General features: G+C 60.1%; 16 protein-coding genes and 1 tRNA gene. 3 read left to right on the top strand and 14 right to left on the bottom strand.

Going from position 1 to position 15984, the window contains the following annotated elements:
* Position 1 precedes the first annotated feature (1 nt).
* Together FHT93_RS13000 and FHT93_RS12995 are read right to left on the bottom strand one after the other, a co-directional pair.
* Entirely contained in the window at positions 2-1066 is a 1065-nt protein-coding gene (locus FHT93_RS13000; protein WP_112541768.1) for an ABC transporter permease, read from the bottom strand.
* A gap of 156 nt (positions 1067-1222) precedes the next feature.
* On the bottom strand, positions 1223-2242 hold the full coding sequence (locus tag FHT93_RS12995; RefSeq protein ID WP_112969968.1) for a sugar ABC transporter substrate-binding protein: 1020 nt from the start codon (positions 2240-2242) through the stop codon (positions 1223-1225).
* 232 nt (positions 2243-2474) lie between these two features.
* Here FHT93_RS12995 and FHT93_RS12990 point away from each other — a divergent pair, with 232 nt between their 5' ends.
* Complete coding sequence (locus tag FHT93_RS12990; protein ID WP_183847883.1) at positions 2475-3722, top strand: ROK family transcriptional regulator; 1248 nt, start codon at positions 2475-2477, stop codon at positions 3720-3722.
* On the top strand, positions 3706-4182 hold the full coding sequence (locus tag FHT93_RS12985; protein ID WP_113013054.1) for an RbsD/FucU domain-containing protein: 477 nt from the start codon (positions 3706-3708) through the stop codon (positions 4180-4182). The genes FHT93_RS12990 and FHT93_RS12985 overlap by 17 nt, the downstream gene beginning before the upstream one ends.
* Positions 4183-4198: 16 nt before the next feature.
* Here the strand turns inward: FHT93_RS12985 and FHT93_RS12980 are convergent, their stop codons facing one another.
* The 7 genes from FHT93_RS12980 to FHT93_RS12950 form a co-directional block, all read right to left on the bottom strand.
* Positions 4199-5236: a 4-hydroxyproline epimerase gene (locus tag FHT93_RS12980; RefSeq protein WP_113013055.1), complete on the bottom strand. Its 1038-nt coding sequence runs from the start codon at positions 5234-5236 to the stop codon at positions 4199-4201.
* 89 nt (positions 5237-5325) lie between these two features.
* Complete coding sequence (locus FHT93_RS12975) at positions 5326-6576, bottom strand: FAD-binding oxidoreductase (RefSeq protein ID WP_183847881.1); 1251 nt, start codon at positions 6574-6576, stop codon at positions 5326-5328.
* Positions 6577-6654: 78 nt separating this feature from the next.
* On the bottom strand, positions 6655-7932 hold the full coding sequence (locus FHT93_RS12970; protein WP_113013057.1) for an alpha/beta hydrolase: 1278 nt from the start codon (positions 7930-7932) through the stop codon (positions 6655-6657).
* Between the two features lie 583 nt (positions 7933-8515).
* A complete protein-coding gene (locus FHT93_RS12965) occupies positions 8516-9397 on the bottom strand; it encodes an aldo/keto reductase (RefSeq protein ID WP_113013058.1) in 882 nt (293 codons plus the stop codon).
* A gap of 167 nt (positions 9398-9564) precedes the next feature.
* A complete protein-coding gene (locus tag FHT93_RS12960) occupies positions 9565-9867 on the bottom strand; it encodes an SDR family NAD(P)-dependent oxidoreductase (RefSeq protein ID WP_210299280.1) in 303 nt (100 codons plus the stop codon).
* A 53-nt stretch (positions 9868-9920) separates the two neighbouring features.
* Positions 9921-10571: a TetR family transcriptional regulator gene (locus FHT93_RS12955; protein ID WP_113013201.1), complete on the bottom strand. Its 651-nt coding sequence runs from the start codon at positions 10569-10571 to the stop codon at positions 9921-9923.
* Positions 10572-10587: 16 nt separating this feature from the next.
* Positions 10588-11253 carry a methyltransferase domain-containing protein gene (locus tag FHT93_RS12950; RefSeq protein ID WP_112969974.1) on the bottom strand — a complete coding sequence of 222 codons (666 nt, stop codon included), beginning with the start codon at positions 11251-11253 and terminating at the stop codon, positions 10588-10590.
* Positions 11254-11468: 215 nt separating this feature from the next.
* Here FHT93_RS12950 and FHT93_RS12945 point away from each other — a divergent pair, with 215 nt between their 5' ends.
* A complete protein-coding gene (locus tag FHT93_RS12945; RefSeq protein ID WP_183847879.1) occupies positions 11469-12440 on the top strand; it encodes an oxidoreductase in 972 nt (323 codons plus the stop codon).
* A gap of 62 nt (positions 12441-12502) precedes the next feature.
* Here FHT93_RS12945 and FHT93_RS12940 read toward each other — a convergent pair whose 3' ends face one another.
* The 5 genes from FHT93_RS12940 to FHT93_RS12920 all read right to left on the bottom strand — a co-directional run bounded on the left by FHT93_RS12940 (position 12503) and on the right by FHT93_RS12920 (position 15956).
* Positions 12503-12781, bottom strand: a complete 279-nt coding sequence (locus FHT93_RS12940; RefSeq protein WP_029869090.1) for a hypothetical protein — start codon at positions 12779-12781, stop codon at positions 12503-12505.
* A gap of 154 nt (positions 12782-12935) precedes the next feature.
* The gene (locus FHT93_RS12935; RefSeq protein ID WP_113114695.1) at positions 12936-13307 is read right to left on the bottom strand and encodes a cell surface protein; all 372 of its coding nucleotides are present in this window, start codon (positions 13305-13307) and stop codon (positions 12936-12938) included.
* A 192-nt stretch (positions 13308-13499) separates the two neighbouring features.
* On the bottom strand, positions 13500-13823 hold the full coding sequence (locus FHT93_RS12930) for a hypothetical protein (RefSeq protein ID WP_183847877.1): 324 nt from the start codon (positions 13821-13823) through the stop codon (positions 13500-13502).
* A gap of 412 nt (positions 13824-14235) precedes the next feature.
* A tRNA-Arg gene (locus tag FHT93_RS12925) sits at positions 14236-14312 on the bottom strand.
* Positions 14313-14435: 123 nt separating this feature from the next.
* Entirely contained in the window at positions 14436-15956 is a 1521-nt protein-coding gene (locus FHT93_RS12920; RefSeq protein WP_183847875.1) for a HAMP domain-containing sensor histidine kinase, read from the bottom strand.
* Positions 15957-15984: the final 28 nt, after the last annotated feature.

Below are 15984 nucleotides of genomic sequence, written 5' to 3'. Positions count from 1 at the left end.
GTCACACCGAAACCTTTCTGATCCATTGATCGATCGCGACGGCGGCAATGATCAGCACGCCTGTCAGCAGGACTTTCCATTGCGGGTCGGCACCGAGCATGTTGAGCCCCATGGACACGACACCGACGATCATGGTGCCGAAGAGCGTGCCGAGAATGGAGCCTCGGCCGCCGAAGAGCGATATGCCGCCGATGACGGTCGCGGTGATCGCTTGCAGATTATAGTCCGTGACGGCCGAGGACGGGGAAATCGAGCCATTGCGGCCGATCGAGACCCAGGCGGCGAAGGCAGCGATGACACCCGATATGGTGTAGACGGTCAGCAGCACCTTCTTGGTCTGGATGCCGGAGAGCTTGGCAGCTTCCGGATCATCGCCGACGGCATAGACATGCCGGCCCCAGGCGGTGTGATTGAGGACATACCAGAGCAGCACGACAAGCAGGACCATGGCGATAACACCGAGGGTCAGCACCGCGCTGCCGAGCTTGAAGCTCGTGGCGAAGAGATGGAGCAGCGGCGCCTGTTCATCGACATCGGTATCGCGGATCGTCTCATTGGCGGAATAGATGAAATTCGTCGCCATGACGATATTCCAGGTGCCGAGTGTCACGATGAACGGCGGCAGCTTCATGAAGGCGACGAGGAAACCGTTCAGCAATCCACAGAGACCACCGACGACGAGGCCGGCTACGACCGCGATCGGTGTCGGTATGCCATAGGTGATGGCGACATTGCCCATAATGACGGCCGAGATGACCATGATGACGCCGATCGAAAGATCGATGCCGGCGGTCAGGATAACCAGCGTCTGGCCGGCGCCGAGAATACCGACGATGGCGATCTGCTGCAGGATCAGCGTCAGCGTATAGGACGAGAAGAACCGTCCGCCGATCGTTATTCCGAAGATCACGATCGACAGTATCAGCACGATCAGCGGCACGGCGGCCGGTGTCGAGTGCAGAAAATGCTGCGCGCGCTTGATCAGCGAGACATTCTCGTGCTCGAACGAGGCAACACTCTTGTCGCTTTCGTCGAGGACGCGTTCAAATTCCTGTGCTCCGGTCATTGTTCCTCCTTCGCAGCCGCGCGCCGAACTCACGCGAAAGCCGTCGCCGATAGTCTTCCGGTCTTTGTTCAGCCGGTTTGTCGGGCGACGGCATATGGTCCGCCCAAAACGGCCGGGGATCAAGCCCCGGCCACTCCGCACTTATTCAGGCAGGGCTTAGCCCCAGCACTTGTCCGTGCCTTCCTTCGTGTCGATCGACTTGACGCCGGAAACCGGCTTGTCGGTGACGAGGGAAACGCCGGTGTCGAAGAAGGACTTGCCTTCGGTCGGCTTCGGCTTTTCACCGCCGTCAGCGAACTTCTTGATCGCCTCGACGCCGAGCGATGCCATCATCAGCGGATATTGCTGCGAGGTCGCACCGATGACGCCTTCCTTGACCGACTTCACGCCCGGGCAACCACCGTCGACCGATACGATCAGTACGTTCTTCTCCATGCCGACGGCCTTCAGGGCCTGATAGGCGCCGACCGCAGCCGGCTCGTTGATCGTGTGGATGACGTTGATGCTCGGGTCCTTCTGGAGAAGGTTTTCCATGGCCTTGCGGCCGCCCTCCTCGTTGCCGTTCGTCACGTCATGGCCGACGATGCGCTTGTCGTCTTCGTCGCCGATCTTGTTCGGGTCCTTCGGGTCGATGCCGAAGCCCATCATGAAGCCCTGGTCGCGCAGGACGTCGACAGTCGGCTGCGACGGCGTCAGGTCGAGGAAGCCGACCCTGGCGTCCTTTGCCTTGTCGCCCAGCGTTTCCTTGGCCCACTGACCGATCAGCTTGCCGGCGAGCAGGTTGTCGGTTGCAAACGTGGCGTCTGCGGCATCGGCCGGCTCAAGCGGCGTGTCGAGTGCGATGACCAGCAGGCCGGCGTCGCGAGCCTTCTTGACCGAGGGCACGATGCCCTTGGTGTCCGAAGCGGCGATCAGAATGCCTTTTGCGCCATCGGCAATGCAGCTTTCGATCGCTGCGACCTGGCTTTCGCTGTCACCGTCGATCTTGCCGGCATAGGACTTCAGCGTGACGCCGAGTTCCTTGGCCTTGGCTGTCGCACCTTCCTTCATCTTCACGAAGAAGGGGTTGGTGTCGGTCTTGGTGATCAGGCATGCGGAAACATCCGCCGCCATTGCCGGAGCGGAAAAGGCGACGCCGAGCGCGAGCGCGCCGAAAGCGAGAACTGATTTCTTCATGAACTCCTCCCAGATTAGCCGGCCCGCCCCCAAGGCGGCACCGGAATTCATGCACGGCGAGACTTGCGGAATGTGACATGAGCCCCTCCCAAAGCCGTCCCGTGCCGTTGACGCTGGCAATTAAGAGCGAAAGAAAACCGCTTGTCAATAAATAAATCCAATTGAATTATTAATTCGATGTGGCATGCTGGCGAGAAATCGGGCATAGGCCGTTAAACGGGAGGAGTGGCCAATGTCGTCCTTGGATTGTCCGGATTCCATGCCGGCCCCACCACCAATTCTAAATCCGTCGGGAGGTGCGAACCAGATCAGGGTGCGCGCCTATAACGAACGGCTCGTGCTGTCGCTGGTGCGCCTATACGGCGCGTTATCGAAGGCCGATATCGCACGCCGCAGCGGGCTTTCGGCCCAAACCGTCTCCGTCATCATGCGCGCGCTGGAGAAGGAAGGCCTGCTTTCGCGCGGCGAACCGATCCGCGGTCGCGTCGGCCAGCCATCCATTCCGATGCGGCTCAATCCGGACGCCGTCTATTCCTTCGGCGTGAAGATCGGTCGGCGAAGTGCCGACCTCGTGCTGATGGATTTCGTCGGCAATATCCGGCTGCAATTGCACAGGATCTACGCCTACCCCCTGCCGCACGAAATCCTGTCCTTTGTCACCAAGGGGATCAGGGAGCTGGAAGGGAGGCTCGACGAACGCGAGCGCAGCCGTATAGCCGGGCTCGGCATCGCGGCTCCTTTCGAGCTTTGGAACTGGGCGGACGAAGTGGGTGCGCCCGAGGGTGCCATGGAAGTCTGGCGCGACTTCGACCTGCAGGCAGAGATTGCCGAACAGGTCGCCTATCAGGTCTTCCTGCAGAACGACGCCACCAGCGCCTGTGGTGCCGAACTGGTCTTCGGGATTGGTCCGTCCTATCCGGATTTCGTCTATTTCTTCATCGGTTCCTTCATCGGCGGCGGGATCGTGCTCAATTCGGCGATCTTTTCCGGCAAAACCGGCACAGCAGGCGCCATCGGCCCACTGCCCGTGCGCGGCAAGAATGGCGAAACGCTGCAGCTCCTGGAAATCGCTTCCATCTTCGTGCTGGAAAACATGCTGCGCGAGCGCGACATAGATCCGCAGCCGCTCTGGTATTCGGCCGACGACTGGGTGGATTTCGGCGAACCAATGGAAACCTGGATCCAGGATACGGCCAAGGCGCTGGCACAGGCGATCGTGGCGGCCGCCTCCATCATCGACTTCAGCGCCGCCGTCATCGATGGCGGCTTTCCGGACTGGGTGCGCCGGCGCATCGTTTACGCGACGATCCACGAAGCTGAAAAGCTCGACCTGCAAGGCGTCGTCATGCCCGACATCGTGGAGGGCCTGGTCGGCGCGCAGGCACGTGCCATCGGAGGCGCCAGCCTGCCGATCTTTGCGCGCTATCTTACTGACCAGAATGTACTCTTCAAGGAGATAGACAATGCTGAAAGGGCTTGACCCGCTCTTGAGCCCGGATCTGCTCGCGACATTGCGCGGCATGGGCCATGGCGATGAAATTGCCATCGTCGATGGCAACTATCCGGGTATCGAGCATGCGCGGCGGCTGATCCGGCTCGACGGACATCATCTCATTCCGGTCCTTGATGCCGTTTTGAGCGTGCTGCCAATTGACGACTTCGTGGCAGAAGCAATTTTCCGCTCAACAGTGAAGGCCGAACGCGACAAGCTCGACCCCGTTCATGAGGAAATGATCGCCTGCTGCGCCAGGCATGAGCCGGATCGTGAGGTCGTTCCACTGGTCGGGCAGGATTTCTATGGCCGCGTGCGCGCGGCCCATGCGGTCATCCAGACCAGCGAGCCGCGGCTCTATGCCAATATCATCCTGCGCAAGGGCGTGATCTATCCCACGGCCGCCGACGAACCCGTCAAGGCCGAAGTCGATCCCTTCGTCTATTGATAGCTGAGACGCGAGATCAGATCTCGCCGGCCGAAGGCCCCCAGACATCCGTCAGCGCAAAGCCGAGAGGATGCGGGTCGAAGGGGTCGAGTGCGACCTGCGACAGGCCGAAGGTGAATCCGCGGCCAGTGATCGTCGGGATGACGGCAGGCTTGCCGGCGACCTCCGTCACCGCCTGGAGGCCGACTTCGAATTCCGATCCGATGATCGACTTCGACTTGAATGTGTCGCCGACTTTCGCTTTTCCGCGAGCGTAAAGGGTTGCCAGATTGGCCGAATTGCCGGTGCCGCAGGGCGAACGGTCTGCACGTCCAGGCCACATGGTCGTGCAGGTGCGCACCGTGCCATCGGCCTCGATATCGCGAAACATGACGTACGCGACGCCCGAGATTGCCGGAATTTCCGGATGGACGACGGGCATCTGCCGGTTGATGAGGTCCTTCAGCACCATGCCGGCCTGGACGAGTGCTGCGGCATTGGCCTTTTCGATCTTCGAATTGATCTGGCCGACATCGACCAGCGCATAAAAGATGCCGCCATAGCAGATGTCGGCCTTGATCTTTCCCCAGTGCGGCGTGTCGATCTCGACATCCAGCTCGTGGACGAAGGACGGCACCATCGTCAGTTTCACCTTCTCGCAGCGACCGTCGCGGCAAGTGGCGGTCGCCTTGACGAGACCGGCTGCAGTTTCCAGTGTGACGATGGTTTCGGGCTCCTTCATCTCGACGATGCCGGATTCCAGGAGAGCGGTCGTCACGCAGATGGAGTTCGAGCCGGAGCTCGCATGCGCCTGATCAGGCTGCAGGATGATGAAGGCCGCATCCGCGTCCGGGTGCTTCGGTGGCAGCAACAGGTTGACCGACCCGATCGGTGCACCACGCGGCTCGAGGCAGAGGAAACGACGAAGCTCCTGCCCCTTGGGGTCGGTGTTCAGCCAGTGAAGCTGGGCGGCGACTGTCTCGCCCGGAATTTTGGGCACGCCACCGATTGCGACCTTGCCGATCTCACCTTCGGCATGAACATCCAGAAGCTGGATCGTGCGCTTCCATCTCATTTCTCAAGCTCCCAATCAGACGTGACGCGCGATGCGGCCATCGACGCGGATATTATTGCGGGTGACGAAGGTTCCGGCCATGACCAATGCTAGTATCTGTCGATGCGGAATGGTTTTATATCAACTGCTGTTTTGACACCTGCCACCATTTCCGCGATCAACCGCGCCGTCGTTGCCGAATAGGTCAGACCGAGATGGCCATGGCCGGTGGCATAAAAGACGCCAGGCATTTTCGACGAAGGCGAAACGATCGGGATCGTATCAGGCAATGCCGGGCGATGGCCCATCCATTCGCTGGTGTCCTGGACCTTGAGATCGGGAAGGATGCGTTGCGCGTGGCGCACCAGCACGCGCGGCCGGCGGAAATCGGGGGCGGCCGTAAGCCCCGCCAGCTCGACATTGCCGCCGACACGGATACCGCCTGCGGTCGGCGTCACCATGAAGGCGCGATGCGGCCAGATCACCGAATAGCGCATGGAAATGCCGGGCTGCATGATCTGCGTATGATAGCCACGCTCGGTTTCGAGCGGGATCGGCTCACCGAGGGCCTCGGCGAGGAAACGCGTGTGGACCCCGGCTGCCACGATTACCTTGTCGGCTTCGATGCGATTGCCGTTTTCGAGAAGAACGGCGGTCCTGCCATCGCTCTTGCGTTCGACGGTTTTCACTTGCCCGGACACGAAGTTGGCGCCGGCGGCCTTTGCCGCATCTGCAAGCTTTACAACCAGCTTATAGGGATCGCGGATCGACTTGTTGTCCGGCAGCAGCACGGCCTTGGCGATTTTCGGCGAGAGGGTCGGCTCGTAATACTGGATCGCACCGTTGCTCAGCACCTCGAATTCCATGCCGTAGCGCCGCATCAGGTCAAGGTGGCCACGGTCCGCATCAAATTCGGCCTCGGTCTCGTAGATCGCAAGGCAGCCCTCTTCAGTCATCAGGTCGGGCGCGCCGATCGCATTGAGCATGGCGGTGATATCGCCGAGAGCGATCCTGGAGAGGCTCATGCCCGCATCCTCGATCTCTCTCAAACGTGCCGGACGGCCGGCCGCGAGAAACCGCAGGAACCAGGGCAGGATTTTTGCCGCATAGCCTGGCCGCAGCCAGACCGGACCTTCCGGATCGATCAGCCAGCGCGGCAGCTTCTTCCAGGTCGAGGGACCGGAACCGGCCGCGAAGTCGAGCGCGATGCTCGCCATATTGCCGTAGGAGGTTCCCCTGCCCGGCTCGCCCTTGTCGATCAACGTGACTTGAAAGCCGCGTCGCTGCAGTTCGAAAGCAATCGAAGCACCGATCACACCGGCGCCAACGACGGCCACCGTCTCATTCGTTTCATTCGCCATATTTTGTCCACCGCACGGCAGAGTCGGTGCCGTGTCGGAGATGTGATATATCACCGCGAAGCGAATGCCTATGATTTTTTACTGTGGATCTTCCGGCAGGCCGGCACCGACGCTATCGCCCACGGACCCCACCGTATTGTTCATTGACTGGCCGAGGCGGCGAACCTGGCTGTCATAGTTGCGGCGAGTGCGAGGATCGAAAATGGCGATCGGTGTGCTGACTGCGAGACTGACTGCGCTGCCGGCCGTCTGTGCAGCGCCCATGGCGACTGCACCGACGGCCTCACCGAGCCCGACTTCGGAATCGGTGATGGTCTGACCGGCAATCAGCCGGTCGCCGATGAGCTTCACCACTTCAGGGCTTTCGGCAAACTTGCCGTGGTTCAGGCGATCGCCGGTCTTCAGCTTGGTCAGGTCAAGCACGGTGATACCGGCCGCTTCCAACTTGCTGCGATAAGGCTCGGCCGAGGGATCGATCTGGCCGAGACGATCGACATTGCCGGAGATGCGGCGCGAGAGCGCCAGTGCCCGGTCGTCCTGGGATACGAAGATGGTGAAATGCGGCCTGTCCTTGCCGAGGCTCTGGAACTGACGACCGAACACGTCGACATCGAGGTCCGGCGAGGCAAGAATGATGTTGTTGATCTTGGAGGCGACGCGGCCGTCGCGGATCGCCATCTGACGCAGCGCCTCCACCGTCAGCCATGTGCCCATGGAGTGGGCCATGACGGTGATATCGCCGACAGCCGGATTGTTGGCCGTGCGCCGCAGCAACTCTTCCAGCGCATCACGCGAATAGTTGGTGCTTTCCTTGTCATAATTGTAGTCGAAAATGCTGGCGCGCGAGGGCCAGGTGAAAACGACGGGCGCAACGTCGGCATGCGAATCATGGACGATCTGCGCAAAACGATAGACCGCATCCTCATAGCGATTGTTGAAGCCATGCACGAAGATGAGCACGCGCTTGCTCTTCGGCATGTGCGTCCTCAACCAGTTCTCGCCCGCCTTCTCGCCATCGAGCGGGTCAACTGCGACGGTGACGAAATCCTTGAGAGGATCGGCAGGCAGGCGACGCGGCCATTGCACTTGGCCAGCCTTGCGGTTGGCTTCCGGCGGAATGGAGACATCGACGGCATCAACCATCAACCCGGTGCCGCGCTCGCCGGAGAAGAGCACCGCCGGATTTTCATCCGCAGCACGCGTGGTTGCCACCAGAAGGTCGACGCGCGAAGTACCCGGCGGAACGGTGCCGGCTGCCTGCATGACGCCGATCGGCCGCCCGCAGGAAACAAGACCAAAACACAGGACAAGCAGGGCTGCGAGGGCTTTGCGAGAAACGCCGCATCCGCCGATCATGACATCTCCGCAGGTTCAGGCGTCATCGCGCCAAGCCACCGATATGCGCTTGCGGCGCGCTTCCAGATAGTCCGAGCCCGCGAGCCGAGTCAATTTCACGAAGGTTTTAGGCGAGATTTGATCCGGAAAAGAAAAGAGCCCGACGCGGGAGGAGGTGCGTCGGGCTCTTGATCCTGACTGACAACTGGGAGGAGGAGTGTTGTCAGTCCGATGAAAGGGAGCGCTGGGAGGAGGAGTGCGCTGCCTTCGGGATTATTAATACCCAATTCATTTGATGGAGAATAGCGAAATTACCGCAATGCAGCAATGCATTGGGCGCAATGCTTGCCTAGTTAGCGTCACACACGCGCCTCATTTTGCGGCATCTTTTATCAACTGATCAAAATTATTCCGCACATTGCGGCGGATAGGACCAGATGCCGCCGCCCTTCCCCTTGTCCCTTGCCTTTATTATTGGCGAAAGGCACGCATCATCAAAGCTGCGCGTCTTTCTGGGCACTCTTCGGGAAACAGCGGCGCAAGGCGGAAAACGAAAACGGCCGCGACTGAGATCGCGACCGTTCAAATGCCGGTCCTATTCCAATCAGGCAGCCTTGAAGAGCTTCTTGCCTTCGGCGTCGAGAGCGGTGAACTCGTTGTCGGACAGAGTAATGTTCACGGCTGCAACGTTTTCTTCGAGATGCTTGACCTTCGACGTGCCGGGGATCGGCAGCATCACCGGGCTGCGTTTCAGTACCCAGTCAAGCGCGATCTGGCTGGGGGCAGCATTGTGTTTTTTGGCAATCGTATCGAGCAGTGAGCCGGGCTTGGCGAGATCGCCGGCTGCCAACGGGTACCAGGGGATGAAGCCGATATTATGCTTGGCGCAATAGTCGAGCACATCTTCGCTGGTGCGGTCGACGAGATTGTAGCGGTTCTGGACCGTCGCGACCTTGAAGACCTTGGAGGCCGCCTCGATATCGGCGACCGAGACTTCGCTGAGACCCGCATGGCGAATCAGGCCGGAATCGAGCAGCGACTTGATTGCGTCGAACTGTTCCTTGGCCGGGACCTTCGGGTCGATACGGTGCAACTGCCAGAGATCGATCTGTTCGACGCCGAGATTGCGCAGGCTCTTGTGCACCTGCTGGATCAGATATTCCGGGCGGCCGAGCGGCAGCCAGATATTGGGACCGTGGCGCGTGAGGCCGCCCTTGGTGGCGACGACGAGGCCCTTCTTATAGGGATGGAGCGCTTCCTTGATGAGCCACTCGGAAACGTCAGGACCATAGGAATCCGCGGTATCGATGAAGTTGACGCCCAATTCCGGCAGGCGCTTCAGCGTGCGGATCGATTCATCGTGATCGGCAGGATTGCCCCAGATACCGTCGCCGGTAATGCGCATGGCGCCGAAGCCAAGGCGGTTGACCTCCAGATCGCCACCGATCTTGAAGGTGCCGGATTTCGCTGCATTGTAATCAGTCATCGTCTCTTCCTCTCTTGGTCAATAAAATCACTCAAAATCGGCGGAGCCGGAGACCTGCCCTCAAGTGTCGAATATGGTCTTGAGAGACTCCAGCCTTTCGCGAACGGAGCTAATCGCGTCACGCCCAAGCAACAGATGGGCCGGCGGATCGTCGGATGCAATGAGCGTCAGCATTGCAGACGCTGCCTTTTTTGGTCGCGCAGCTCGACGACCATCACCTGGTTGACAAAGCTCCCGCCCCTTTTGCCGAGGTTCTCGGAAATGCCTTCGCGGGCGAACTTGCTGCCATGATGAAAAGCGATGCCCGGCATGGTGATGATCCCGTCCATCGAGATGACATTGAGGATGTGGCCGCTGCTGCGTTTGCAGCATATAGGGCAGCACTGCTTGCATGACAGCCACGGGCCAAGAACATTCATCTTGAACGGGCGGCGGATCTCACGCGCGTCGCCAACATCCCGGAACGGCATCGATCCGAAGCACCGCGACAACAAGAAGGGGGATCGTCCAGGCGTGAAACCGCCTAGAACCCGGACTTTGCTTCTTCACCGAATTCGGCCAGCATCTTCCAGAGCTCACCAAGGATCTCGCGTGCGAAGGCTTCCATCGCGACACTTTCGGTCGAAGTACCTGGCACGCGCCGCTCCCAGAGCTCACCGCCAACGCGCAGCGCGCCGATGACAACAGCCGAAAGCAAGCGCATGTGTGTCCGCACATCAGGATCGCCGCCCTTGCGGGCGATCAGCGCCTCGGTAAGCTTCTGCTCCAGCTTGGCATATTTAAGCTGATCGCGGGCCTTGAGGGTCGGCGTGCAATGGATCAGCTCACCGAGCGCCAGAGCGCGCTCGTCAGCTGAGGCGGTTACGGTGACGATAAGGGCCTCTTCTACAGCCTTGACGGAGGATTCGGCGGCCGGACGTGCGGCAATCGCCGCCATCAGGCGGTCAGCAAAAGAATCCTGCCAAGCGAAGACGACCTCTTCCTTCGACGGGAAATAATCAAAGAAACTACGCTTCGAGACATCTGCGGCTTCGGTGATTTCCTCAATCGTCGTGGCGTCGAAGCCGCGCTCCAGAAAGAGGGTCATCGCTGCCTGCTCGATGCGCTCGCGGGTCTGGCGCCGCTTGCGCTCGCGCCTGCCCTCTACGGCTTCAGGCTGTTTCTTCTCTGTCATTTCCATCAGGTGTCATTCAGTCATCCGCTTCGGGGAAAGCGGAGATCTCCATATCCGCTCCGCTACTGCGATATTTGAAACGCTCACGCGAAAGCTCCAGCGGCTTGCGGCGCGAGATCCGGTAGACGGAGGCCGGCGGCAGATTGCGTACCGTGCCGCCGATGCGCGTGGCCTTCAGGCCCAGGCGGTCAAGGATCGGGCGCGGCACAGGACAGCGCGGCCCATAGGTGAACTGATAGAAGGCGCCGCCGGCCCGCATATAGACAAAGGCACCGGCTAGGATCGAGGCGATCTTGCGCGGCGACATGGAAAGCAGCGGCAAGCCGCTGACGACTGCGCCGACAGGTTCACCCTCGAATATATCGGCCTGCGCCAGCTGAGCGGCATCCATCTGCAGGATGCGTGCATCGGGAAAACGCTTCTGAAGCGACCCGATGAATTCCGGACCGTACTCGATCAGCGTCAGATCGGATTCGCTGATACCACGCGCAAGCAGCGCGCGGGTGAAGACGCCGGTGCCCGGCCCAAGCTCGATAATCGGACCATCCAGGGCCGCGATCTCGCTGGTCATGATCCGCGCGAGCGAATCGCCGGAGGGCGCAATGGCCGCAACCCTCAGCGGGTTGCTCAGCCAGGAGCGGAAAAAATGCAGGAAATCGGAGCATGCAGTTCTAGCGATCATGATTATCCCACCTGTCTGAAATGCGATTGACCATTGATGCGACGATCTCTCGCAGCATGGCAATTCCAAGGCAAGCCCGTCAATCCATCGTCTTTGCGCACGTCCTTCTCCATAAACATTTTGTGTATTTTTGTATTTATTGCATTTTTGCATTTAGTGCAATATATGATACTAACAGGCAACTCGGCAGGCGCCGCACCGCAAAGGGAACTTTCATGGCTGACTGGATGACGAAGGACATACCGGACCAGACGGGCTGCATCGCGGTCATTACCGGCGCGACGAGCGGTATCGGATATGAAACGGCCAAGGCGCTTGCCGGGGCGGGTGCCCGCGTCATTGTCGCATCGCGCAATGTGGAAAAGGGCAAGCAAACGCTCGCGGAAATCCGTGCGGCACATGCCGGCGCCGAGGTAAGTTTCGAACCGCTCGATCTGGCGAGCCTGACATCGGTGGCAAACTGCGCCACCCGTCTCTCCGCCTCGCTTCCACGCATCGACCTGCTCATCAACAATGCCGGCGTAATGGCAATCCCGACGCGCCATGTCACCGAAGACGGGTTTGAAATGCAGCTCGGTGCCAATTACATCGGCCATTTCGCCCTAAACCTGCGGCTATTGCCCAAAGTATTGTCGGGCAGCGCCCCGCGCATCGTTACGGTCAGCAGCCTGGCCCACCGCTCCGGCAAGATCAACTTCGACGACCTGCAATGCGAGCAACGTTACGGATACTGGTCAGCCTACGCGCAGTCCAAGCTTGCAACGCTGATGTTCAGCCTGGAACTCGATCGTATGGCCAGAGCGCAGGGCTGGAATCTGAGGAGCAACGCGGCACATCCGGGCTACGCGGTGACCGGATTGCAGAGCACTGGTCCGCGCATGGGACGTACTGGCCCGAGCTGGCAGGAGCGTTTCAGCAAGTTGCTGGAACCCCTGCTCTCCCAATCGGCGGCCGCCGGCGCACTGCCGACGCTGTTTGCCGCGACTTCGCCGGATGCGAAAGGTGGCGCCATGTACGGTCCCGATGGATTTTATGAGCTGAAAGGCTCACCTGCGCTCGCAAAGATCGTTCCTGCTGCGCAGGTCAAGGCGGTCTGGCGCAGGCTGTGGCAGGTCTCGGAATATCTGACCGGCCTTTCCCTCGACGGCGTGGCCGAAGCGTCTGCGGAACGAAAAAGGCAGCCGTAGCGGCTGCCTTTTTCGGGGTGGGGACCTCAGTCCCTCCCCTTCGCCCATGCCATCAACTGCTTTTAGTAGTTGCAGCCCGAGCTGCTGGTCGGGTTGAAGCGCAGGCCGCAGGCCATGTTGAGCGACTTCTTCCGACCGTACTGGTAAGGGTCGGAGCTGTTGGAAGCACCATTGACGGATCCGGTGGTGCGCGGCTCGTTGCGAGCGTTCGTGTTCTTCTGCTGCTTTACGACCTGCTGCTGCTGTTGCGCCGGGGCTGCGTTGGCAGATGCGAAAGCCGAAACGCTGACGATTGCGCCAAAGGCTACGGCGACGAGGCCATTCTTCACGATATTGATCATTTCTTGTCTCCTTGGGAGGATGTTTGGGATTTACGCCAAGGAGCTAGGGAGCAGATCTGTCACATTCCACTGCACCAGATAGCAATCACGACGACGTGAGATCCAATTGCGCGCAAGAAAAAGGCGGCTTTTGGCCGCCTCTCTCTTTGCCGGCTCAATAGCCGTTGTCGCATGGCATGCTGCCGGGTCCGATCGTTCCACTAAATGCTGGGTTGCACATAGTTTTGGGCTCGGTGCGATTGAGGGGTTGGCGGACAATCGCGCCCGTGGTGCGGGCTTCAACGCCGAACGCAGCAAGCGGATACCAGTAGCCATCGGAGTGACGGCGGGTACCGGGGCGTTCCGTGCGGAAACCATGGTAGCCATGCCAATAGCCGGCATGTACCTTATATTGCACCATTTCTGGGCTTGAGGCGACCGGATTCCGGGCCTGCTGAACGGGCGCCGCCACCGCGGGAACGATAGACGAGAGGGCGAGAAGAGCGCTGAGCGCAATGGCGGACGGGACTAGAGTGAACATTTTCATGATAAACCCTCCTTCCTGGATTTATCTATGAAAAATGCGTTCTACGCGCGTGAAGTTCCGCCATCACACGCAGCTTCCTACACTTGTGATTGCAGGCGATCCGCCGCGACTGAAAGACACAAAAAATCAAAATTTGCGACTTTGCAGAAGCCGCTCGAGCGGGCTCCTGGGACATTTATCGAATGTGTGAATTCACCGTTCTTGATATGCGTACAAAGGACGGTAGCCCTGGCCAGCGATGCAGGAGACATATTGCCGATGGGCGGCACTGCTCGCATTCGTCTCCCGTTCCACCGGATCGCGGTGACCGGTCAACTGCGCCCGCAAGTCGTACTGTTTGTTGGATTCGTCATACATGGCATTGGCATCGGACATGCAGAGGCTGTGAGCGACGCCAGGCGGATTGACGGGCGAAGCGACAGCCACGAGCACCGGCGCATTGGCACGATCGACGCATCCCGCAAGGGCCGCCATCACCGCGACGAGACCTACGACACCAACAGTTCCCGTCCTCATGCGATCCTCCGGCTTCTCGCCTGCCATAATCCATCGCCTCCGCAGATAGACGTCGAAGGTTGCGCGAAACTAGGCTCGGATGGGGGAACTTCGCCGCCGACCAGGAAGCGGCGGTCTTATATGGGCTTTCTGGGCATCGGCGGCAGCGTGCAGAAGGCCTGAACCGCTTCCTTGCCAGCACGGCGAAATACTCGATGGCGTCAAAGAGCCTAGGAAGTCACATCATCCGGTCGGCTCGACAACGGGTACTACGAGATCGAAAAACTCAAGTAGCCGCCTGCTCCATAGTCATAGGGCTGCGCACTAGACCCATTGACCGTGCATTCGAAATGCGACCGGATAGTAGTCGGGCTTCGGCAACAACCGACCACGAAGCAGCTCAATAACTGATCATCGGAATTTGGAGAGGAAATGGCGCACCCGAAGAGATTCGAACTCCTGACCCCCAGATTCGTAGTCTGGTGCTCTATCCAGCTGAGCTACGGGTGCGTCTGCAGTGGCGGCCGTGCCGCTTGCGTGGGCGGTTCTCTAAAGGGTCTTTTCGGGCAATGCAAGAGCAATTCGAAAAAAATCGCGACTTTGGTTCAGCAAGGCTCCATTGCGGAAATTGCATCACTTTTCGGCGTGCGACCGGCTGCGGTAATCTTCCAGTGAAACCGGGCGATCCGGAATTTCGATACGGAACTGAGTGCCGACCGAGGGCTTTTCCACAAGTGCGATGGTGCCGCCATGGGCCAGCACCAGCTCACGGGCAATGGTGAGGCCGAGACCGGTGCCGCCAGAGCGGGCCGAGCCGCGGAAGGCGGCAAAGAGGTTCTGCCGCGCCTTAAGCGGCATGCCTGGGCCGGTATCATCCACGGTGATGCTGACGACGCTCCCGACGCGCTGGGCGGCAACGGTGATGCGCCTGACGATCCCTGCCCCCTCTTCGCCCGGAGAGGTCAGCGCCTGCAGGGCATTACGGCAGAGATTGTGGATGACCCGGAACAATTGCTCACTATCGGCATCCACTTCCAGATCCGGCCCCATCTGCTCGACGAATTCGACACCGGCCTGGGGGTCGATGGCAAGGATGTCCTTCACCTCCTGTATCAGCTCATAGAGGCGGAGGCGGCGGCGGCGGGGCGCCGATTCGGTCGCCTTGCCATAGGAGAGCACTTCGGTCGTGTAGCCCACGGCTCGGTCGATGGTGCGCAACAGCTTCGGCGCGAAGCTCTTCACCATGGGATCATCGACATCGACGAGGCGGTCGGACATGAGCTGGGCGGATGCCAGGATATTGCGCATGTCGTGATTGATCTTCGACACCGCGAGACCGAGTGCCGCGAGATTTCTCTGCTGCTTCAATGTCTTCTGCAGTTCGAGCTGCATGGATGTCAGGTTGCGGCCGGCAACAGCCAGTTCGTCGCGGCCGCCGTCTCCGACATAGACATGGAGCGGATTTTCGGGGTCGGAGGCAAATTGCTGCATGCTGCCCGTCAGCTTGCGGATGGGGCGAATGAGGATGCGATTGATGGAGAAGAAAATCAGTGTCGCGGTAAAGAGCGAAATCAGGATCGACAGCAGCAGAACGTTGCGGGCATAGACGAACATTGCCTTGCGTAGCGGCCTGTCCTTCATCACCACTTCGACGCCGGTATTCGTCTCGCCCACCGGTCCGTAGACGCGGATCATGCGGTTGCCGCCGAAGATCAGAGTGTCCAGCGCATCGCGCATGGCGGTCAATGGCGGGATATCCGTGAGGTCGTATGATTCGTCGACCGAGGTTGGCATCTCGCTCATGGCAAGCAGGCGGGAGGTGCCATCCTTGCGCAGCACGATCGCCTTGGTGCCGGTCGCCTCCAGCGTCTCTTTCTGCAGCGCCCGCGGCAGCTCCACCGGCTGCAGCCCGTCGATGACGATTGCGGCAGCGGCGGCCGTATTCAGGCGATCCTCGAGCCAGCGGACACGCATGCTTGCGATCGAGGGAAAGAAGATCAGGATTTCCGCCAGCATAATGAAGAAGACGGTGAGCCAGAGCAGCTTGCCGGACAGACGGCTGAACATGCCGGCACGCGGATAGGAGCCCTTTGCAGCCTCGCCGGCCGCGATGTTTTCCGCCTTGGAAGGCTCGCCCTGGTCTTGAACCGGCATCTCGTCTTGTCCGTGCGGCGAAAGGCCG

This window comes from Rhizobium sp. BK379 (assembly GCF_014193955.1).
GTDB lineage: Bacteria > Pseudomonadota > Alphaproteobacteria > Rhizobiales > Rhizobiaceae > Rhizobium.
Note: the sequence above shows the minus strand (reverse complement) of the source record. Positions and strands in the feature narration are given on the sequence as shown.